At 64.2% G+C, this 19,768-nt stretch carries 16 protein-coding genes; 10 read left to right on the top strand and 6 right to left on the bottom strand.

Going from position 1 to position 19,768, the window contains the following annotated elements:
• Window positions 1-1,632, bottom strand: a complete 1,632-nt coding sequence (gene groL / locus F4Y72_06330) for a chaperonin GroEL (protein MXZ27905.1) — start codon at window positions 1,630-1,632, stop codon at window positions 1-3.
• A 76-nt stretch (window positions 1,633-1,708) separates the two neighbouring features.
• Entirely contained in the window at window positions 1,709-1,999 is a 291-nt protein-coding gene (locus tag F4Y72_06325; protein MXZ27904.1) for a co-chaperone GroES, read from the bottom strand.
• Between the two features lie 294 nt (window positions 2,000-2,293).
• Here F4Y72_06325 and F4Y72_06320 point away from each other — a divergent pair, with 294 nt between their 5' ends.
• Window positions 2,294-4,741 carry a TonB-dependent receptor plug domain-containing protein gene (locus F4Y72_06320; GenBank protein ID MXZ27903.1) on the top strand — a complete coding sequence of 816 codons (2,448 nt, stop codon included), beginning with the start codon at window positions 2,294-2,296 and terminating at the stop codon, window positions 4,739-4,741.
• On the opposite strand, the gene F4Y72_06315 is transcribed toward F4Y72_06320, so the two are convergent.
• Window positions 4,738-5,409 (bottom strand): DUF2799 domain-containing protein, encoded by a 672-nt coding sequence (locus tag F4Y72_06315; protein ID MXZ27902.1) that lies wholly within the window; start codon window positions 5,407-5,409, stop codon window positions 4,738-4,740. The two genes, F4Y72_06320 and F4Y72_06315, sit on opposite strands and share 4 nt — an antisense overlap.
• A 115-nt stretch (window positions 5,410-5,524) precedes the next feature.
• Here F4Y72_06315 and aroQ point away from each other — a divergent pair, with 115 nt between their 5' ends.
• The 7 genes from aroQ to F4Y72_06280 all read left to right on the top strand — a co-directional run bounded on the left by aroQ (window position 5,525) and on the right by F4Y72_06280 (window position 11,926).
• Window positions 5,525-5,968, top strand: coding sequence for a type II 3-dehydroquinate dehydratase (gene aroQ, locus F4Y72_06310; protein ID MXZ27901.1), 444 nt, complete (start codon window positions 5,525-5,527; stop codon window positions 5,966-5,968).
• A 10-nt stretch (window positions 5,969-5,978) separates the two neighbouring features.
• The gene (locus F4Y72_06305; protein ID MXZ27900.1) at window positions 5,979-6,431 is read left to right on the top strand and encodes an acetyl-CoA carboxylase biotin carboxyl carrier protein; all 453 of its coding nucleotides are present in this window, start codon (window positions 5,979-5,981) and stop codon (window positions 6,429-6,431) included.
• Between the two features lie 33 nt (window positions 6,432-6,464).
• Window positions 6,465-7,835 (top strand): acetyl-CoA carboxylase biotin carboxylase subunit, encoded by a 1,371-nt coding sequence (gene accC, locus F4Y72_06300; GenBank protein MXZ27899.1) that lies wholly within the window; start codon window positions 6,465-6,467, stop codon window positions 7,833-7,835.
• 80 nt (window positions 7,836-7,915) lie between these two features.
• On the top strand, window positions 7,916-8,215 hold the full coding sequence (locus tag F4Y72_06295; protein ID MXZ27898.1) for a Fis family transcriptional regulator: 300 nt from the start codon (window positions 7,916-7,918) through the stop codon (window positions 8,213-8,215).
• A 41-nt stretch (window positions 8,216-8,256) separates the two neighbouring features.
• On the top strand, window positions 8,257-9,798 hold the full coding sequence (gene purH, locus F4Y72_06290; protein MXZ27897.1) for a bifunctional phosphoribosylaminoimidazolecarboxamide formyltransferase/IMP cyclohydrolase: 1,542 nt from the start codon (window positions 8,257-8,259) through the stop codon (window positions 9,796-9,798).
• Window positions 9,798-11,093: a phosphoribosylamine--glycine ligase gene (purD, locus tag F4Y72_06285; GenBank protein MXZ27896.1), complete on the top strand. Its 1,296-nt coding sequence runs from the start codon at window positions 9,798-9,800 to the stop codon at window positions 11,091-11,093. Before purH ends, purD begins: the two co-directional genes overlap by 1 nt.
• Window positions 11,090-11,926 carry a hypothetical protein gene (locus tag F4Y72_06280; GenBank protein MXZ27895.1) on the top strand — a complete coding sequence of 279 codons (837 nt, stop codon included), beginning with the start codon at window positions 11,090-11,092 and terminating at the stop codon, window positions 11,924-11,926. The genes purD and F4Y72_06280 overlap by 4 nt, the downstream gene beginning before the upstream one ends.
• Before the next feature lie 29 nt (window positions 11,927-11,955).
• Here the strand turns inward: F4Y72_06280 and F4Y72_06275 are convergent, their stop codons facing one another.
• The gene (locus F4Y72_06275) at window positions 11,956-14,421 is read right to left on the bottom strand and encodes a TonB-dependent receptor (protein MXZ27894.1); all 2,466 of its coding nucleotides are present in this window, start codon (window positions 14,419-14,421) and stop codon (window positions 11,956-11,958) included.
• Between the two features lie 130 nt (window positions 14,422-14,551).
• Here F4Y72_06275 and F4Y72_06270 point away from each other — a divergent pair, with 130 nt between their 5' ends.
• Both F4Y72_06270 and F4Y72_06265 read left to right on the top strand, forming a co-directional pair.
• Window positions 14,552-16,045: an NAD(P)-binding protein gene (locus F4Y72_06270; protein ID MXZ27893.1), complete on the top strand. Its 1,494-nt coding sequence runs from the start codon at window positions 14,552-14,554 to the stop codon at window positions 16,043-16,045.
• 59 nt (window positions 16,046-16,104) lie between these two features.
• Complete coding sequence (locus tag F4Y72_06265) at window positions 16,105-18,987, top strand: TonB-dependent receptor (protein ID MXZ27892.1); 2,883 nt, start codon at window positions 16,105-16,107, stop codon at window positions 18,985-18,987.
• Window positions 18,988-19,006: 19 nt separating this feature from the next.
• On the opposite strand, the gene F4Y72_06260 is transcribed toward F4Y72_06265, so the two are convergent.
• Window positions 19,007-19,411 carry a CBS domain-containing protein gene (locus F4Y72_06260; protein ID MXZ27891.1) on the bottom strand — a complete coding sequence of 135 codons (405 nt, stop codon included), beginning with the start codon at window positions 19,409-19,411 and terminating at the stop codon, window positions 19,007-19,009.
• Entirely contained in the window at window positions 19,408-19,758 is a 351-nt protein-coding gene (locus F4Y72_06255) for a P-II family nitrogen regulator (protein ID MXZ27890.1), read from the bottom strand. Before F4Y72_06255 ends, F4Y72_06260 begins: the two co-directional genes overlap by 4 nt.
• Between the last annotated feature and the right edge of the window lie 10 nt (window positions 19,759-19,768).

The raw sequence follows: 19,768 nt of genomic DNA, 5'->3' as shown, positions 1-19,768 counted from the left end.
CTACATCATGCCGTCCATGCCGCCGGGCGCGGGCATGGGGGAAGGCTCGTCCTTCTTCGGCTTTTCGGTGACCATGGCCTCGGTCGTCAGCAACAGGCCCGCCACCGAGGCGGCGTTCTGCAGCGCAAGCCGCGTGACCTTGGTGGGGTCGATGATGCCCCGGCCAACGAGCTGGCCGTATTCGCCGAGCGCGGCGTCGTAGCCATAATCGCCTTCGCCGGATGCCACGTCGTTCAATACCACGGAGGCGTCGGCGCCGGCGTTGGCGACGATCTGGCGCAGCGGCTCCTCGAGTGCGCGGCGCATGATCTTGATGCCGACGTCCTGGTCGTCGTTGTCGCCTTCCAGGCCGTCCAGCGCGGACTGGCCGCGCAGCAGCGCCACGCCGCCGCCGGGAACGATTCCTTCCTCGACAGCCGCACGGGTTGCGTGCAGGGCGTCTTCGACGCGCGCCTTCTTTTCCTTCATTTCGATCTCGGTGGCCGCACCGACCTTGACCACGGCCACGCCGCCGGACAGCTTGGCGACGCGCTCCTGCAGCTTCTCCTTGTCGTAATCGGAGGTCGATTCCTCGATCTCGCGCTGGATCTGCACGACACGCGCCTGGATCTGCTCGCTCGAGCCGGCGCCATCGATGATCGTGGAGTGCTCCTTCGTGACCTGGACCTTCTTGGCGGTCCCGAGGTCTGGCAGGGAGGCCTTTTCCAGCGACAGGCCGACTTCCTCGGAGATCACCTGGCCGTTGGTGAGAATCGCCATGTCGGCCAGCATCGCCTTGCGGCGGTCGCCGAAGCCGGGCGCCTTGACCGCGGCCACCTTCACGATGCCGCGGATGTTGTTGACCACCAGCGTGGCCAGCGCCTCGCCTTCCACGTCCTCGGCCACGATCAGAAGCGGCTTGCCGGACTTGGCGACGGCTTCGAGCACCGGCAGCAGGTCGCGGATGTTGGAGACCTTCTTGTCGTGCAGGAGTATGTAGGGGGATTCCAGTTCCACGCTCTGCGAGTTGGCGTCGTTGATGAAGTACGGAGAGAGATAACCGCGGTCGAACTGCATGCCTTCCACGACGTCCAGTTCGTTATCCAGTCCGGAACCCTCTTCCACGGTGATCACGCCTTCCTTGCCGACCTTGTCCATCGCGTCGGCGATGATCCGGCCGATGGCTTCATCGGAGTTCGCGGAGATGGTGCCCACTTGCGCGATCGCGGTGTCTTCCTGGCAAGGCTTGGAAATGCCCTCCAGGCTGTCGATCACCGAGGCGCTGGCCTTGTCGATACCGCGCTTGATGTCCATCGGATTGAACCCGGCCGCGACCGCCTTGAGGCCTTCGGTCAGGATCGACTGGGCCAGCACCGTGGCCGTCGTCGTTCCGTCGCCGGCCACGTCGGAGGTATGCGAAGCGACCTCCTTGACCATCTGTGCGCCCATGTTCTCGAACTTGTCCTCAAGCTCGATTTCCTTGGCCACCGACACGCCGTCCTTGGTCATGGTGGGAGCGCCGAAACTCTTGTCGAGAATCACGTTGCGGCCCTTGGGCCCCAGCGTAACCTTGACGGCGTTTGCCAGCGTGTTGACGCCGGCCATCATTTTTTGCCGGGCGCCGTCGCTGAATTTCACATCTTTTGCAGCCATTGCTGTATTCCTCTGATTGGGTGTGAATTAGGAAAGGTGAAAGGTGAAGACCGTAGCCGGTCGGTTTACGACCGGGCTACTCTTCGATGACGGCCATGACGTCGTCTTCCTTCATGACCAGCAGTTCCTCGCCGTCCACCTTGACTTCCGTGCCGCTGTACTTTCCGAAGAGCACCTTGTCGCCGGCCTTGAGTTCCAGGGGCAGGACCTCGCCGTTCTCGCGCACCTTGCCCTTGCCGGCGGCTATGACCTCGCCCCGAATCGGCTTTTCGGTTGCCGAGTCGGGAATCACGATCCCGCCGGGGGACTTCCGCTCCTCCTCGGTACGGCGAATCAGCACCCTGTCTTGCAGCGGTCGAATTTTCATGTTGCGTTCTCCTCGTGGGAAATACCGATAGCCGCGCCCCCTCGGCGCGGCGATTTCTGATCAAACGGCCCTCTAATCGAGAGGGCGGGTAAATGATAGGGACGGATGTTGCGATTTCAAGTGCCAAATGCGAAGAAAAGCGCCTCAAAGGCTGCAAATAACGCCAAAATCTTGCCACACCGGGCGTGATTGCGGCTGCTCGCGCCGTTTTCCGCTCTGATCCAACCTGGTAACCCGGAGGGCGAAAGTGGGTATATGATGAGTGGCGGACGTGGTTGATCACGGGGGGACGTGATGACTCTTACCCAGACGCGAGTCGGATTCGTGGCGGCATTCGTGCTCGCGAGTCCAGTTTTCCTTGGAACGGCGTACGCTCAGGAAGGCGCGGTCGCCCTCGAAGAGATTGTTGTAACGGCACGTAGAGTGGAGGAGCGGCTGCAGGATGTACCGCTTGCGATTACCGCCTTCAGCGCCGCCGAAATCCAGGCGGCGGGCATCGAGAATCTGACCGACGTGGCGGATCTTACGCCCGGCATGACCTTTTCGAACCTGATCGGCGAGTTTCTGCCGGTGCCCGTGATTCGCAGTATTGCGCCCACCGCGGTGCAGGACCGCGAGAACAACGCGGCGATATTCGTTGACGGCGTATATGTCTCCGGTCGCGAAGGACTTAATTTCAGTCAGCTCGACCTCGAACGCATCGAGGTGGTCAAGGGCCCCCAGGCGGCCCTGTACGGCCGCAACAGCTTCAGCGGGGCGGTCAATTTCGTTACCGCGCGGCCGACGGACGAGTTCCGCGGCAAGGCGGAACTCACTTTCGGCGACCGGGGCCGGATGGTCGCGTCCGGCGCGATCAGCGGGCCGATTGTGGAAGACAAGCTGCGCGCCCGTGTGGCAGTCATCCTGAACCAGTGGGACGGTTCCTACGAGAACCAGGTCCCGGATGGTCCGGACATCGGCGGGTTCGAGTACGAAACCGTGCAGAGCAGTCTCTACTGGACGCCGACGGAGCAATTCGAAGCGGGCCTGTCGCTTTACGTCTCGAAAGACTTGATCGACGTGTCCGCCCTCACCTCCGTTACGGCGACCTGCGAGAACGTCAGCGCGCGCGGCACGCGGCTGGCGAATTACTGCGGCGAGCTGCCGAGCATCGACAAGAATGACTTGCACGTTCTCAAGCGCGCCACCGGGGAAGAGCGGGATGTGAACCGCGCCCACCTGACGATGAAGCTGGATACCGCCCTGGGCGAGTTCTCGGCCCTGTCCGGGTTCTCCAAGGTGGAACAGACATTCCTTTACGACGGTTCCCGCGGCAATCCGTCCACAAGGTTCGCTTATCAGTCGTTCATTTCGCCGTTTCCCCGCGCCTTCGTTCTCGGCACATTCGATGCCGAACTGCTCCAGATAGGCGCGGCCGATATAACCGAGGAGTTCAGCCAGGAACTGCGTTTCACAAGCCCGGAGGACCGGTCCTGGCGCTATTCGCTGGGCGCCTACTTCTACAGCGTTGAGAAGGAGGAAGGCAACAGCGGTGTGGCGGCGCAGACCCCCCGGCCTCGCACGTTTGCGAATTTCTGCCCCTGTATCCAGTTCTTCCCGGGCGTGGGTTTCGCGCTGACGGCGTTTCCCAGGACTTCGATCGGGGACCTGACATTCGGCCGGTGGTTCTCGGGACCCATGGGCGACGTCACGGGTGGAGTGGACGCAATGCTGGAGACCGATGCCTGGTCGGTGTTCGGGTCCGTTGACGCCAACTTTTCCGATCGGCTGAAGGGTCGGGTGGAACTGCGCTGGACGGACGAGGAAAAGCACAGTCAGAATTTTGTAACGGGTTCCGACCTCCAGAACTCCTGGGACTTCATCTCCTGGCGGGCAACGATGGACTTCAAGCCCAGCGAGAACACCATGTATTACGCGTCGATTGCAGGTGCCGAAAAGAGCGGGGCGTTCGATTCCGATAACGAGGAAAACATCAACGGAGAGGATGTTTTCGTTGCCAGCTTTATTGATCCCGAAAAGAACACGTCCTTCGAACTTGGCGTCAAGGGCACCTACATGGGCGGCCGTTTGAGCGCCGACATCGCGCTGTTCCTGATCGATTGGACCGAAATCGTAATTCCGCAACTGGTAGGAGTCGACTCCAACGGCGTCCCGCTGGCAGGGGTCCTGAACCTGGACATGAATGCCGGAGACGCAACGGTGCAGGGGGTGGAGGCGTCTTTCGGCTTCGCGGTCACCGACAATCTGACCGCCAATCTGGGCTTCTCGGTGACGGACTCCGAGTTCGACGACGCCAAGATCCAGTCGTTCGCCGACTTCCCCAGCTATGGTCCCGACGGCGACGTGTCCGGCAACGAGTTATTGCGTCAGTCCGCGGTTCAGGGCAACCTGACGCTGAATTACCGGCGCGCATTTCGGAACGACCTGGAGTGGTACGTGCGCACCGATGTCCTTTATACGGGCAAGCAATGGGTCGGCGCGGTCAACCAGGCGGAAGTCCCCGCCCATACCTACGTTAACCTCAAGATCGGATTTGACGCCGAGCGTTACTCGGTGGAACTGTGGTCGGACAATCTGCTGGACGACGACAAGCCGATAGCGGCGTTCCGCGACGTGTGGTTTTCGAACGCCTTGCCGGGCGGCGGGGCCGGCGGTTTCTTCGACACCTTCTTCCCGTGGCGGCTGACGGTTTCGCATCCGCGCCGCCGCCAGGTGGGCGCGACGCTGAGGGTCAATTTCTAAAGGATTTCGTCCAGCCGAAATTCTTCCGGATAGCCCAGGTTGTTGGCTATTTCGATCGCGCGCGTGTATTCGACGACTGCCAGGGCCCGCAGGACTCGCAGCGAATCCAGTTCATCCTCGATCCTTCCGATCTCCCTGCGCCTGTCCTCGATGTTTCCCGCCGGTTTCTTTTCTTCCGTGTCGCTCTCATCGTCCGGCGACTCAAGCTTCCTGATCTCATCCTCAAGGGAGTCGATCCTGGCTTTTGCCGAATCCATTTGCCCGCGGACGGAACGGATGTTCTCGATGGCGTCGTACACGGATTGCCCGGCCCGATAGCCGGTCAGAAACGCCGGTTCCGAACTCGCCGGACACACGCGCTGGTAGCCGACCCCGTTTCTTCCCTCCCAGTAACCGCTGTCCTGGGTGCAATAGACGTTCAGGCCCGCCTCGCGGCCTGCCATGTATTCGTCGCGGTCCGGCGTAATTCCGTATTTGATGCAGGCGTCGTAGTGCCTGGCCAGTTGCGTTTGGCGCTTGCCCTCCAGTCCGTCGTTGCGCCCGACCTCGCGCCAGTCCGCGTTGATGCACTCCGACTCCGACATCGTCGCGCAGCCGCCGGCGATCGACGCCGCCAGCAGCAGACCGGCGATCCGCCAGCCTTCTCTGAAGTTCGTCTTGCGCAGCATGGACACATGCTACCCGAATCCAATGCCGGTACGCTCCGCCGCGGGGTTGCCACTGTCGTTGCATATGGCGCCATCTGGGGCTATCATGCGCGCTTCTTCTGCCAAATATATCTTTATGGCGTCCATTCTTCTGCTTAACGGACCTAACCTCAATTTATTGGGGCAGCGCGAACCCGAGGTGTACGGACGGGACACGCTGGCCGACATCGAGCAGCGCTGCCGCGACGAGGCTGAAACTCTGGGCCACGAGCTTGCCTGCCGCCAAAGCAACAGCGAGGGCGGGATGGTGGACTGGCTGCAGCAGAATGCGCCGGGCTCGCGGTATCTGATCATTAACCCGGGCGCCTACGGCCACACGAGCATCGCGCTGCGCGACGCATTGCTGGGACTGGCGCTGCCGTTCGTGGAAGTGCATCTGTCGAATGTGCACGCCCGCGAGGAGTTTCGCCGCTCGTCCATGCTGACGGACATCGCCGTGGGCTGCATCAGCGGCCTGGGGGCACAGGGTTACCTGCTCGCGATTCAGTTCGTCGCGGAGCAATTGCGGGAAAACCCGTAAGGGGGTTCGGATGGACCTGAGGAAAATCAAGACGCTGATTCAACTCCTGCAGGAGTCGGAACTGGCGGAGATCGAAATAAGGGACGGCGAGGAGTCGGTCCGTCTCAGCCGCGCCAGCACGGTCACGGCCGCTCCCGCCGCTCCCGCCGTGGCCGTCGCAGCCGCCCCGCCGGCGGCTCCCGAGCCGGAGCCTGCGCCGGAGCCGGCCCCTCCGGCGCAGCCGGAAGGGGAACAGGTAATCTCGCCGATGGTCGGCACGTTCTACGCGGCGCCGTCCCCCACCTCGCCGGCGTTCGTCAAAGTGGGCGACCGGGTCAATGCCGGTGACGTGCTTTGCGTGATCGAGGCCATGAAGACGATGAACCACATCGAGAGCGAGTATTCGGGCGAAGTGGCCGCCGTGCTGGTGGAAAACTCGGAGCCGGTGGAGTACGGCCAGCCCCTTTTCATTATCCGAACCTAGTGCCGTATATAGCCTCCCGTTCGGCGGCCCGTAGTGTTTGACAAGGTCCTCATAGCCAACCGCGGCGAGATCGCGCTGCGCATACTGCGCGCCTGCCACGAACTCGGCATCCAGGTCGTGGCCGTGCATTCCAGCGCCGATACCGAACTCAAGCACGTCCGGTTGGCCGACGAGTCCGTTTGCATCGGCCCGCCTCCCTCACCACAGAGCTATCTCAACATTCCCTCGATCATTGCCGCCGCCGAGGTGACCGGCGCGGACGCCATCCATCCCGGCTACGGTTTCCTGTCCGAAAACGCGGACTTCGCCGAGCGCGTCGAGACCTCGGGGTTCGTCTTCATCGGACCTCCGGCCAGCGCCATCCAGACCATGGGCGACAAGGTGCGGGCCATTCAGACCATGAAGGCCGCGGGGGTTCCGACGGTGCCCGGGTCGGAAGGCGTGCTCGGTGACGACATGGACGAAATCGTCCGGCTGGCCGAGGACATCGGGCTGCCGGTGATCGTCAAGGCCGTGGGCGGGGGCGGTGGCCGCGGGATGCGCGTGGCTCACCTGAGCACCGAACTGCCCGGCCTCATTCCCCTGACCCGCGGCGAGGCGGAAGCCGCTTTCGGCGATCCGCGCTTGTACATGGAAAAGTTCCTGACCCATCCGCGCCACGTCGAGATCCAGGTGCTGGCCGACGCGCACGGCAACGCGATCCACCTGGGCGAACGCGACTGCTCAATGCAACGCCGCCATCAGAAAGTCGTCGAGGAAGCGCCCGCCCCCGGCATCACGGACGAGGAACGCGAGCGCATAGGCCGCCTGTGCACCAACGCCTGTCTGGAGATGGGATACCGGGGGGCCGGGACTTTCGAGTTCCTGTACCAGGACGGCGAGTTCTATTTCATCGAGATGAACACGCGCCTGCAGGTGGAGCACCCGGTAACGGAAATGATTACCGGCCTGGACATCGTCCGGGAGCAGTTGCGGGTCGCGGCCGGCGAGCCGCTCGGCTTTCGTCAGGAGGACGTCACGTTCAGAGGGCACGCCATCGAGTGCCGCATCAACGCGGAACATCCCGAGACCTTCGCCCCGTCGCCCGGCGAGGTCGCTCTCTGGCACGCGCCCGGCGGACCCGGCGTGCGCGTGGACAGCCACCTGTATACCGGCTACACCGTACCGCCCTTCTACGATTCGCTGGTGGGCAAGCTGATTGCCTGGGGCGGAAGCCGCAACGCCGCCATCGCGCGCATGCGACTGGCGCTGGATGAAATCGTGACCGAGGGCCTGGTGACGAACGTTCCCCTGCATCAATTAATCCTCGCAAGCGAGGGCTTTACGGGCGGTGGCGCGGACATCCATTTCCTTGAGAACTGGCTTCAGTCCGGGGCCGTTTCGGAGGCCCCCACGGGGTCCTGATCCGGCGTGCTATAGTTTCGGCCCGCTCTTCTTCGGGGCGGGTTCGGGGCGACCATACAAACGCATGAGGGGGAGTTGGTTTGACCGCCAACCAGGGGGTAGACAAGGCGCGCCGCGCGGCGCATCTTTCCGGACAGCCGGCCACTACAAACGGATCACGCACGCTTCGGGAATTGACCGGGGAAGCGGTACGCGACTATTGCCGGACGCTGGACGGCCACTGGCCTACGGGCCTCTACGACATGGTGGTTGCCGAGGTTGAATCGGCCCTGCTGGAAAGCGTGATGGACTATGCCGGCGGCAACCAGACCCGGGCCGCCCGAATGCTCGGAATCGACCGCGGCACGCTTCGCACCAAGCTGCGCCGCCACAGTCTCTGAATACGGCCCCACAGGGCCCGCAGCAAAGCAAGAAAGCACTAATGCGGCCCAGGGCGCTGTTCAGCGTTTCGGACAAGACCGGCGCGAGCGATTTCGCGGTCCGGCTTGCCGGCGCAGGATGGGACCTCGTAGCCTCCGGCGGCACCGCGAAGCTGTTGCGCGAAGCGGGTCTGAAGGTCGAGGAAGTCGCGTCCGTAACCGGTTCTCCGGAAATGCTGGGCGGGCGCGTCAAGACCCTGCATCCGGCAATTCACGGCGCCCTGCTGTGCCGGCCGGAACAGGACGCCGAGGACATCGCCCGGCACGGCATACGGCCGATCGCCCTGGCCGTGATCAATCTGTATCCGTTCGTGGAGGCCGCGTCCCGTGCCGGCGCCGAACGCGCGGAGGTCGTCGAGCAGATCGACGTGGGCGGCCCGGCCATGATCCGGGCGGCGGCCAAGAACCATGAGCGCGTCGGCGTCGTGGTGGACCCGTCGGACTACGATGCGGTGGCCTCGGAGATCGAAGCCGCCGGCGTACTCGGCGAGGACACGCGCCGCCGCCTGGCGGTCAAGGCCTTCGACCACACGGCCCGCTACGATCGGGCGATCTGCGGCTGGCTGGAAGGCCCCGCCGGCGTGTCCGGCGAGACGCTGCCGGAACGGCTGTCCGTGGAACTGGTAAAGCAAGCCGACCTGCGCTACGGCGAGAACCCCCATCAGCAGGCTGCCGTGTACGCGCCTTCAAGCGCACCGGGCGCCGGCGGTCTGCGTCTGCTCGGCGGCAAGCCCCTTTCCTACAACAACCTGGCCGACGCGGACCTGGCGCGCCAATGTGCGTCGGCCCTGCCCGATTACGCCTGCGCCATCATCAAGCACGCTACGCCCTGCGGGGTGGCCGTGAGCGGCAGTGCAAGCGACGCCTATCAACGCGCGTTCGCTGCCGACCCCGAATCGGCATTCGGAGGCGTCATCGCCTTCAACTGCGCGGTGGACGAGGACACCGCCCGGGCAGTGTCCGGGCAGTTTGCCGAAGTCGTGATCGCCCCGGAGTTTTCGCCCGGCGGCCTTGAGGTCTTGAAGAAGCGCGGGAATTTGCGCATCGTCGAGCAGGGCACGGCATCTTCCGGCCCGGACGGCGACCTGCCGGGCCTCAAGGTGCTGGACGGCGCCGTTCTGGCGCAGACCTTCGATAGCGCCGCAGCGGAGCGCCACGAAGTCGTAAGCCGGCGCGCGCCCACCGACGAAGAACTGCGCGACGCTGGGTTTGCCTGGACCGTGGCCCGCTTCGTGTCGTCCAACGCCGTGGTTTACGCGCGTGACGGACAGACGCTCGGTATCGGTGGTGGGCAGACCAGTCGCGTGATGAGCGCCCGCATCGCCGCCTGGCGGGCGGCGGACTGCGGCTTCAGCCTGAAGGGGGCGGCGATGGCGTCCGATGGATTTCTGCCGTTCGCCGATGGGCTCGAGGCGGCCGCCGACGAGGGAATCGGCGTCGTCATTCAACCCGGCGGTTCCATTCGTGACAAGGAAGTCATCTCCGCCGCCGATGAGCGGGGCGTGGCCATGCTGTTCACCGGCGTGCGCCACTTCCGCCACTGATGCGAGTCCTCGTTACCGGCTCCGGCGGCCGCGAACACGCGCTGGCCTGGAAACTGGCGCAATCCGATCGCATCAGCGAAGTCCTGGTCGCGCCCGGCAACGCGGGAACTGCCCGCGAGCCCGGCGTGTGCAACGTGCCGCTGGAGGCGGACGAGAACGCACGCCTGGTGGCGTTCGCCATTACGGAAGACGTGGAGTTGGTAATACCCGGCCCGGAGGCGCCGCTGGTCGCGGGTCTGGTCGATCAGATGGAGAGGGCCGGGATGCCCTGTTTCGGCCCTACGGCGGCCGCGGCCCGGCTCGAGGGTTCGAAGGTGTTTTCCAAGGAGGTGCTGGATGCCGCCGGCGCGCCCACCGCGGGCTATCGCGAATTCACCGGGCTTGAGGCGGCGTTGCGGCATGTCGAGGAAAGGCCGGCGCCGATGGTGGTGAAGGCGGACGGCCTGGCGGCCGGCAAGGGCGTAATCGTGGCCGAGACCAGGCAGCAGGCGTGCGCCGCCCTCACCGAAATGCTGGAGGCGGAAGCCTTCGGCGATGCCGGCCGACGGGTCCTGGTGGAAGACTTCCTCGAAGGCGAAGAGGCGAGCTTCATCGCCCTCGTGGACGGCGAACATGTGTTGCCGCTGGCGTCGTCGCAGGACCACAAGGCCCGCGACGACGGCGACCGCGGACCGAACACCGGCGGCATGGGCGCCTATTCGCCCGCGCCGGTGCTCGACCCGGATGTGCAGGCACGTGTTATGAACGAAGTCATGCACCCGGTGGTGCGCGTGATGCGGGACAACGGCACTCCTTTCAAGGGCGTTCTGTATGCGGGCTTGATGATTTCGCCTGACGGCGCTCCGCGCGTTCTGGAGTTCAACGTGCGCTTCGGCGACCCGGAATGCCAGCCGCTGATGATGCGCATGCGCACGGACCTGCTCGACCTGATCGAGGCGACGCGTGAAGGGCGGCTGGACAAGGTCCGTATGAGCTGGGACCCGCGCAGCGCGCTGGGCGTGGTCATGGCGTCCGGCGGCTACCCCGGCAGCTATGCCAAGGGCCACGAGATTTCCGGCCTGGACACGGCGGACAACTCGTCCGTAAAGGTGTTTCACGCCGGCACGGCCATGAAGGACGGCAAGGTCGCGACTGCCGGCGGCCGCGTGCTGTGCGTTACCGCGCTGGGCGATTCCCTGCCTGAAGCGCGCGACCGGGCCTACCAGGCGGTGTCGGACATTTCCTTCGAAGGCGCCTTCCACCGCTCCGACATCGGCGCCCGCGCCCTGGCGCGTCTGCCCTCGGAAAGCGCATGACCTGGTGCATCGGCATCATCGGAACCGGCACCGCGCCGACCGGGACCAATGTCCCGCCCGCGCCCATCAGGGAAATCGCCGCGGACGGCTTCGCGCCCGAGCTGATCGAGCCGCGCCTGCGCACCTTCCCGATGACGCCGTACGACCGGGGCCTTACGGCGCTGGCCTACCTCGACTGCGCGCTGGAAGCGGAAAAGGCCGGTTTCGACGCCGTGTTCATCAATACCGTGGGCGACTACGGCATCGACGAGATGAAATCGGCAACCGGCATGGTGGTCGTCGGGGCGGGCGAAGCGACCATGGCCATGTGCGTGAACACCGGCCGCCGTTTCTCCATTGTCACAATCTGGCCACCGAAACTGAACTTCATTCAGCAGGAGCGGCTGAGCAGTTGCGGAATGCAGGACCGTTGCGCGTCCATCCGCAACGTGCAGGAGGATCGTGAAGTCGAAGGAGTCGCACAGGCCGCCGCTACCACTGCGAACCTGAAGGATCGGAACGAATCGCTGAAGAGACGCATCGTCGACGCCATCAACGCGGCGGTATCCGAAGACGGCGCCGACACCATCATGCTCGGCTGCACCTGCATGGCGCCCGTCGGTCCCGACGTCGCGGCGCAGGTGAACGTGCCCGTCTTCGAGTCCATGCGCACCGGCTACAAGACCGCCGAAGCGCTGCTCACGCTGGGCGTGCGCCACAGTGACGCCGCCTACCCCAAACCCAACCCCGACAACCTCAGCGCCGTGGGCGCGCTGGTCGCCGGCCAGGGCAACATGGACCTGGGCGGCGACTGCGAAGTCTGCGTGATCGACCCCGAGTCAGACAAACCCTGACGGGCGATCAGCATCGTTACCCAGTGGGGCTAGAAGTTGTAGGCCAGGCGTATGCCGTAGCTCCTCGGTATGGGAGCGGAGACACGGACTTCGTTCTTGTTCGGACCGCGAATGAAGGTGAACAGGTCAACGCCGAGGGAGCCCTGTATGAATTCATCGTGGTCCAGCGCGTTCTCGACGAATGCCTCGACCGAAAGGCTCGAACCGCGCACGCCGATACGAATATTCACGTTGTCGTAGGGCGACGTTTTCGCGATATTGGAAAAGTCCGTGTAGCGGCTTCCCTGGTGCGCCCAGTCCACCCGTCCGTACCAGTCCCAGTCGCCCATCAGATTGTCTTCGTACTGACCTGAAACGGCCCAGGTGACCCGCGGCGCGCTGGGCAGTTCATTCCCCACCACGCCGTCGAAGCTGCCGTAGACCAGGTTGCAGTCGCCGCAAACGAAGGACTTGACCTCGGTATCGTTCAGGCCGTATGAGGCTGCCAGCGTCAGGTTCTCGGTGGCCTGAAACTGGCCCTCGAACTCGATGCCCCTGAGTTCGGCCGTACCGTTGTTCAGGACGATGTTGATCAGGTTGGCTACGCCGTCGGCAACCACGGGGATGCTGTTGCCGACCTGCCCGTTCAGCCATTCATCGTAGTAGAGCGCCAGCGTGGTCCGGGCACGGCCGTCCAGCCAGGTGGCTTTCCAGCCGATCTCGTAGTTGTCGAGCTTCTCCTCGAGAATATTGATTCCGGCTGTGGGCGCCACGGCCCTGAGCGCGTCCAGCACGGCCGGGCTTGCACTGGCCAGCACGGCGTTGAAGCGTCCCGGGCGAAAACCGCGCGAGTACAGCACGTAAACGGTCGAGTTGTCGGCGTACTTGTAATCCAGCGATATGCGCGGAGCAAAGCTCTTGAATGTCCCGCTGAATACCAGCGGCGATTCGGGTGGCAGCTGATTCACGCCAATCAGCGTATTCTCGGAGATCTTGTCCCATTGGTAGCGGGCTTCCGCGCTCAGGGTCAGCTTCGGCGTGATGTCGTAATAAGCGGCGCCGAACACGGCAGGCGTTTCCACCTCGCGTTCCACGATGGCCGATGTGAAGAACGGCCCGACGATCAGGTTGCCGTACACCGACTGGCCCGGGGAATAAGCGTCAAAGTAATTGAAACCCGCGACCCAGCGGAAGCGCCTGTCCTGAGGCGACGTGACGCGGAACTCCTGGCTCCAGTCCTCCTGCTCGGCCTGTATCGCCAGCGTGGTGTTCCAGTCCGGACGGACGTCCGTGCGGCCGAACACACCGATGAACAGCGGGGCAAATGGGTTGGGCCGCGAGCGGCCGTCGCGGTAGTTCAGGTCGATGACGTTCTGGTTCTTGTCGGTGTGGATTGCCGACAGCGAGGTGAACGAATAGCCCGACGAATGCTCGAAGTCGATGCGCAGGCTGGTCTGGAAGGCCTCGCGCTTGAGTCCCGGCGCCCGATGGAAGTCGGGATCGAACACCAGCCAGTTGGGATTGGGATCGAACAGGGTCTTCTCGAGGATCGGATCGATCACCGTGTCGGCGGAAAAGATCGCCGGGTCCACCTCGCCCATGCTCGGCAGTTCGCCGCAAACATAGCCGAACGCGGCGCGCGAACCTTCCTGCACGCCCGGGCGAAGCGGCGCGCTCAACGGATCGCAGCTGCCGTCGATATTGCCGCGCCCATTGAATTGATCCTGCTTGAGCGCGAATTGCGTGGCGGACCAGTCCTCGTCCACGAAGAAATTGACGAACAGCTTTGCCTTCAGCGAGTCGGTGGGCGTGAAAACGATCGAGGTGGAAATGGAATTGGTGGTGCGTTCGCCCAGTTCATCGGACGGATCGGCGTAGTTGTCGATGTATCCTCCCTGACGCCAGTGCCGGCCGCTGACCCGCATCGACAGCTTGTCTTCGACGAGTGGGCCCTCAAACATGATGTGCTGTTCGTTGGATCCGAAACTTGAAAAATCGGTGGAGATCCGGCCGCCGAATTCATCGCCCGGTTCCTTCATCACGAAATTCAGCGCGCCGACGAAGGTGGAGCGGCCGAAATATGCGCTCTGCGGGCCTTTCAGGATCTCGACGCGCTCGGTGTCGACAATGCTGGGCGAGTAGCCGCCGACCACCGGGGCGCCGTCGATGAACAGCAGGCCGCCGGCGTTGATGCCCACATTAATGTTCAGGTACAGGCCCCGGAAAACCAGGGCATTGGACGAACGGTCGTTGCGTCCCGACCCGCCCTGCTGGTTGGTGAAGCTGAAGCTGGGCGTATACAACTGAATGTCGGTCAGCTCCGCCATGTCGATGGATTCCAGTTCCTCGGCGGAGAAAGCCGTAATGGCCAGCGGCACTTCCATCAGGTTCTCTTCGACCTTTCGGGCGGTCACCACGATTTCTTCCAGCGCAAGTTCCTGTGCGCTTGCCGGTGTGCCCGAGAGCACGAACAACGGGATAGCCGCGGCGATGGCCGCAAACGGAATACGTCTCATCTTCAGTCCCCTCCAAACAGCGCAGCCCCGAGAAGAGCCGCAAGCGAAGGCCTCATGGCGAGGCCTGGTCCAGCGCCGAAAGCATAACCGACCCCCCACCGCAGGAAAAAGCGAGGTGCTACCCTAGCCAATGAAGATGAGTGCCAGACTGTCGAAGAATCCGATCACCCGGCGCGCGTTCAATTCGGCCGTTGGTCTGGCATCGCTGGCCGTGGCCGCCCCGTTCGTTCATACCCGCCGCGCCAGGGCCCGGGAATCGGCCGACGTCGTCATCATAGGGGCCGGCCTGTCCGGGCTGAACGCTGCCTGGATACTCAGCGAGGCCGGCGCAGATGTTCTCGTGCTCGAAGGTAGCAACCGTATCGGCGGCCGTGTGTGGTCGGCCGATGAAAAATGGGTAACGAACGCGGGAGAGGTCCCGATCGAGCTTGGGGCATCGCAAGTGGGTCCTTCCTATGCGCGCGTCCTCTACGCGATTGATCGTCTCAAGCTCCCGACCCTGGACGAGGATCGGACGGTATTGCCGTTCGCCTATCACCTCGACGGTACGCTCATCAAGGGGTCGGAGTGGTCCGATTCTCCTCACAACAGGACGGTCGGCGACGAACGCGAAATCCCCGCTGTTCAGTTCGCCTCGGCCATGCTGGCCCGGCTCAATCCGCTGACCGAACTGGACGACTGGCTGGACCCGCGATTCAGGGACCATGACGTTTCCGTTCACGACCTGCTTGCGCGCCACGGGGTGTCGGAAGACGGCATCCGGCTGGCGGGGCACCAGTCCGACCTTCATGGCGTTTCCGCACTGCGCCTGTTCCAGGAGCAGATCCGCGGTTCGTTCGAGGAAAGGTTTGCCGGCGCACTCGGCGAGGACGGTCAACCCCTTGAACACTGGCCGAAGAACCTTTTCGGCGGGACTGTCGCCCTGCCTCTGGCCATCGCCGCACAGTTGCCGCGGGAGGTACGGCTGGGGCAGCAGGCCACGGCGATCGAAGTCGAGCCGGACGCGGTGAGCGTGCGCACGCTGGACGGCGGCCGGTACCGCGCCAGGTTCGCCGTTGCGGCAACGCCGTTCACGGTATTGCGCGATGTTTCCATCTGGCCGCGCCCACCCGGACCGCAGTTCCAGGCCATTCAGCGGCTCAATTACGCCGAAACCACACGCGCGTTCTGCCGGATCAGGGAGCCTTTCTGGCAGGAGGACGGCTTCGAGCCTTCTCTGTTCTCCGACGGCGCCGTGCGGATGTTCTGGACGATCGACAATCACACCGGCGATGGGGAGCACCGGGGGATGTTCGTGCTGACCAACACCGCGGGCAAGCAGGTCGCCGCGCGCCCGCCGGAAAGCGCCGTTCGCTTCCTGATCGACGAGATGGAGCGGATCAGGCCCGCGTCGCGCGGCCAGATCGAGATCCTTCGCTACCACTCCTGGGAACGCCAGCCGCTGCAACGCGGCTGCAGCCCGATGTTCGCCCCCGGCCAGGTCACGGCGTTCGCGAACGAGATGATCCTGCCGCACGGCCGCCTGCACTTTGCCGGCGAACATACCCGGAGGCTGGATTACGGAATGGAAGCGGCCATGGAAGCGGGTGAACGGGCGGCCCTCGAGATCCTCGATCGGATCTAGTGCGGCATCCGGCGCGCTTGTTGCCGGATAATTGGCGTCATGAGTGCGGGGGGCCAGGCATGATCGGCGTTTCCGGCTGCCGGATGTTCGCGGTCTTGTGGACCGTGGTTGCGCTTCTTGCGACGTCGTCGGCGTTTGCGCAAGATCCGGCGCCCTCCGGGCCCGGCGAAACCGTGATAGAGGAGATCGTGGTGGTGGGTTCGCTGATCAAGCGGCGCGTCGTCTATGAAGGGCGCGCGCCGGTGCAGACGCTGGACGCGGAGTTGTTCGAGTCGACAGGCGCCTCCCAGGCGGTGGACATTCTCGGGAGCCTGACCGCCAACACCGGCTCGTACATCGCCACGCAGCAGAACTATCTGCAAGGCGTTGCGCAATTCAGCCTGCGCGGCGTGGGGCTGTCTTCCACGCTCACGCTGATCAATGGACGCAGGGCCGGGTTCGCGCCGGTTTCCAACGACGTCGGACAGAGCTTCTTCGATATCAACTCGCTGCCCGTGCTGCTGATCGAGCGCGTCGAGATACTCAGAGACGGCGCTTCCGCGACCTATGGCTCCCAGGCGGTGGCGGGTGTCGCCAACATCGTTACCCGCAAGGGCTTCACCGGGCTGGAGATCACCGGCGGTTATCGATCCGCCAGCAACACGGCGTACGACCTGGCTTTCGCTTCGGGTCTTGAGGCGCCACGAGGCCATGTGAGCCTTCACGGGGCCTGGCTCAGGCAGGACGAGAACTTTCGCACCGAGTTCGACTGGCTGATTCCCAGGACCGTCGATCCGGACGGTGATGGAGACATCGTGGAAGGATCGTTCGATTCGGGCCGGGGATCGCCCGGCAGCTTCCGGCGCGCCGTCGCCAACGTGGACGGCACCTATTCACCGTATCAGGTCGGTGGCCTCGACACGCGCCGGTTCCCCGACCCCGATTGCCGAGCCGGCGGAGGCTATCCGAGCGGTTCGCTGTGCCGGATGGATTTCTCCGATCAGCGAACAATGATCGCCGCCGAGCAGCGTGCCCAGTTCTTCGCCGACGCCGAGTTCGAGCTGACCGGCGGGGTCACGCTTTTCTCGGAAATCGGCCATTCGGTCAACGAGATAAAGGACCGCGTGGGCAACATGCTGCTGTTCCGGGGCAACGTCGAGCGTACCAACGAGTTCTTCGTGCCCGCCAACCACCCCTTCAACTTCTGGACCGACCCGGACAACGATGGCGTACTTGCCTATGTCCCGCCGTCGGACTGGAATCCCGAGGTACACGAGGCGGTGTCGCTCGGCTACTTCGGCCGGCCGCTGGGCGCGGAGGCGGCCGGCCAAAACTCCGGCGACGAATTGCGCAAGTTCGACAATCTCCGGGCGATGATCGGCCTCGATGCCGAACTGCCCGGCGGTTGGACGGGGCAAGGCTATATTGCGCGGGCGCAGACGGATTTGTCCGTGAGCTCGGAACGCCACTGGGTGGCCGACGAGTTTGCCCGGGTCGTGGCCGAGGGGCTGTGGAATCCTTTCGGCACGCGCCTGGTCGCGCCGGACCTGGTCACGCCCAAGACCGTGGCGGGCGACGGGCTGGCGCCGGCGCTGGCCGGCAGGCGCGCCGCGAACGATCCCGAGGTCCTGCAGCAGTTCCACAGCGTCAGGATGGAGACCGCGGAAAGCGTTCAGGAAGTGGCGGAGTTCGTGGCCTCCGGCGACCTGTTCGAGTGGCGCGGCCGGCCGGTATCGCTGGCCGCCGGCGCCCACTATCGCCACCTGCATTACTCGTATCAGCCCGACCCGCTGAACGCCTCCGGCGAAGGTCCGCGGGAGATTCGCGACTTTCCCCGGGACGCGGACCAGCATGTATGGGCGGTATTCGCCGAGAGCCTGATCTGGTTCGGCGACCGCGCCGAATTGCAGCTCGCCGCCCGTCATGAGCGCTACGATCAGGCCGGCAACACCACCGACCCGAAGATCGCCGCGCAGTTCTTCGCCAACGACTGGCTGTCGCTGCGCGCGTCCTGGGGCACGTCCTTTCAGGCGCCCAGCGTGTTCCAGGCAGCCGGCAACATCAGTTCGCGCACGCTTACCGATCCTTTCCGCTTCGACGGTCAGGGCGTCGGGCAATGCACGATCGGATCAGCGGGCGAAATCGTGAACCGCGGCGACAACTTCGCCCTCGCCACGGTGCTGCGCGGAGGGGGACTCAAGCCCCAGACTGCGCGGTCGGCCAACTTCGGCCTGCTGTTGCGGCCCCTGGACAATGTCGCCGTCAGCCTGGATTTCTGGACGCTGAACTACCGCAGCGTCATTGCCCAAAGGCGCAGTTTTCAGGCAATCGTGGACGACGACTGCCGCGACGACGGCCGGCCCAACGACCCCCGGGTGCAACGCGATTCCTCGGGGCAGCTCAGCGTGGTAACCACCGACTACGAGAACGTCGGGGCGGTCCGAAGCGGGGGCCTGGATGCCAACGCCTACTACGACCTTGAATCGTCCGCCGGGGATTTCCGCATCAGCGCCGACGCCACCCTGTTGACCCGATTCGACGTGAATTCCGCCGGCGAGGGCTTCGTCGATCAGCTGGGCAACCGCAACGATACGAACGGCTTCGCGCCCACGCCCGAGTTGCGGCTCAATCTCGGCCTCGCCTGGCGCAGCGGACCGCACGCGGCCGGCCTGATCGTGCGATACGTCGATTCCTACAAGAACGACGAAGTCGCGTCCCTGCCGAAAATTTCCTCGTGGACGACGCTGGACGTGAACTACAGCTTTGAACTGGACAGCCTGTTCGGCGGCGAGGCCACGTTCTTCGTGGGCGCCCGAAACCTCACCGACGAGGATCCGCCGCCGTTACCCAGCGGCCGCGAGGGCGTTCACCGCTACAACCTGCGTCCGGGTTACGACGGATTCGTGCACGACATCAAGGGTCGCACGCTCTATGTCCGCTTCCGTTATCGCCCCTGGGGCTGATCGCCCCGTTTTGGCCGGATCAGTCCGCTATCCATGCGAGGACCATGTCCCTGAGTGCAACGATTCCGATGACGTTGCGCTCCTGATCCACCACCAGCGCCCGGCGCAGTCCCAGGTTCGTCAGGTGACGGACCGCGTACCGGACCAGCATTGTGGCGGGGAGCGACACAACCGGTTTCGTCATTACTTCGTAGACATGAACGCGGTCCGGGGCGCGATTCCGGGCGATGACCTCGCGGGCGATACCCTGAATATCGATCAACCCGGCTTCGTCGTCCGCGTCGCGGCGATTGACGACCAGCGATGTAATCGAGTGGCTGCGCATCAGCGCGGCTGCGTCGGACACCGTGGCAAGCCCGTCGATGCTCCTGACATCGCCGATCATCACCTCGCTTACGCGAATATTGCGTTTGTCGGTGTTCATATTTCCTCCTCCACCTCTTTCATCAGTGCCGGCAACTGGGTGCTCATGCCGACCGCGTCCTCGATGGCGATCTGAAACGCGACGCCGGCGCCCGGGTCGGTTTCAAAGCGCCCGGCGTCGCGGATCCGTTCCAGTATTTCCCGGGCTCGTGCTTCCGCCACCAGGAACAGCAAAACGTCCCGCATGGCGGTAAGTTCAAGCCCGAGGAAAGTCTTTTCGGGCTTCAGGCCTTCCCCGCGCACACTGGTGATGACCGTCGCGCCCGTTGCGCCGGCTTCGCGCGCCGCATCGATGATGGCGGCGGTCTTGTCGTCCGGAACCAGGGCGACAATGAGCTTCATATACATCGCTTGATGC

The sequence above is a fragment of the Gammaproteobacteria bacterium genome (assembly GCA_009838035.1).
Taxonomy (GTDB): Bacteria; Pseudomonadota; Gammaproteobacteria; order Steroidobacterales; family Foliamicaceae; genus Foliamicus.
Note: the sequence above shows the minus strand (reverse complement) of the source record. Positions and strands in the feature narration are given on the sequence as shown.

Bases quoted from the DNA above. Each gene is read 5' to 3' on its own strand.
- groL (MXZ27905.1), bottom strand. From the start codon at position 1,632: ATGGCTGCAAAAGATGTGAAATTCAGCGACGGCGCCCGGCAAAAAATG.
- F4Y72_06325 (MXZ27904.1), bottom strand. From the start codon at position 1,999: ATGAAAATTCGACCGCTGCAAGACAGGGTGCTGATTCGCCGTACCGAG.
- F4Y72_06320 (MXZ27903.1), top strand. From the start codon at position 2,294: ATGACTCTTACCCAGACGCGAGTCGGATTCGTGGCGGCATTCGTGCTC.
- F4Y72_06315 (MXZ27902.1), bottom strand. From the start codon at position 5,409: ATGCTGCGCAAGACGAACTTCAGAGAAGGCTGGCGGATCGCCGGTCTG.
- aroQ (MXZ27901.1), top strand. From the start codon at position 5,525: ATGGCGTCCATTCTTCTGCTTAACGGACCTAACCTCAATTTATTGGGG.
- F4Y72_06305 (MXZ27900.1), top strand. From the start codon at position 5,979: ATGGACCTGAGGAAAATCAAGACGCTGATTCAACTCCTGCAGGAGTCG.
- purH (MXZ27897.1), top strand. From the start codon at position 8,257: ATGCGGCCCAGGGCGCTGTTCAGCGTTTCGGACAAGACCGGCGCGAGC.
- purD (MXZ27896.1), top strand. From the start codon at position 9,798: ATGCGAGTCCTCGTTACCGGCTCCGGCGGCCGCGAACACGCGCTGGCC.
- F4Y72_06280 (MXZ27895.1), top strand. From the start codon at position 11,090: ATGACCTGGTGCATCGGCATCATCGGAACCGGCACCGCGCCGACCGGG.
- F4Y72_06275 (MXZ27894.1), bottom strand. From the start codon at position 14,421: ATGAGACGTATTCCGTTTGCGGCCATCGCCGCGGCTATCCCGTTGTTC.
- F4Y72_06270 (MXZ27893.1), top strand. From the start codon at position 14,552: ATGAAGATGAGTGCCAGACTGTCGAAGAATCCGATCACCCGGCGCGCG.
- F4Y72_06265 (MXZ27892.1), top strand. From the start codon at position 16,105: ATGATCGGCGTTTCCGGCTGCCGGATGTTCGCGGTCTTGTGGACCGTG.
- F4Y72_06260 (MXZ27891.1), bottom strand. From the start codon at position 19,411: ATGAACACCGACAAACGCAATATTCGCGTAAGCGAGGTGATGATCGGC.
- F4Y72_06255 (MXZ27890.1), bottom strand. From the start codon at position 19,758: ATGTATATGAAGCTCATTGTCGCCCTGGTTCCGGACGACAAGACCGCC.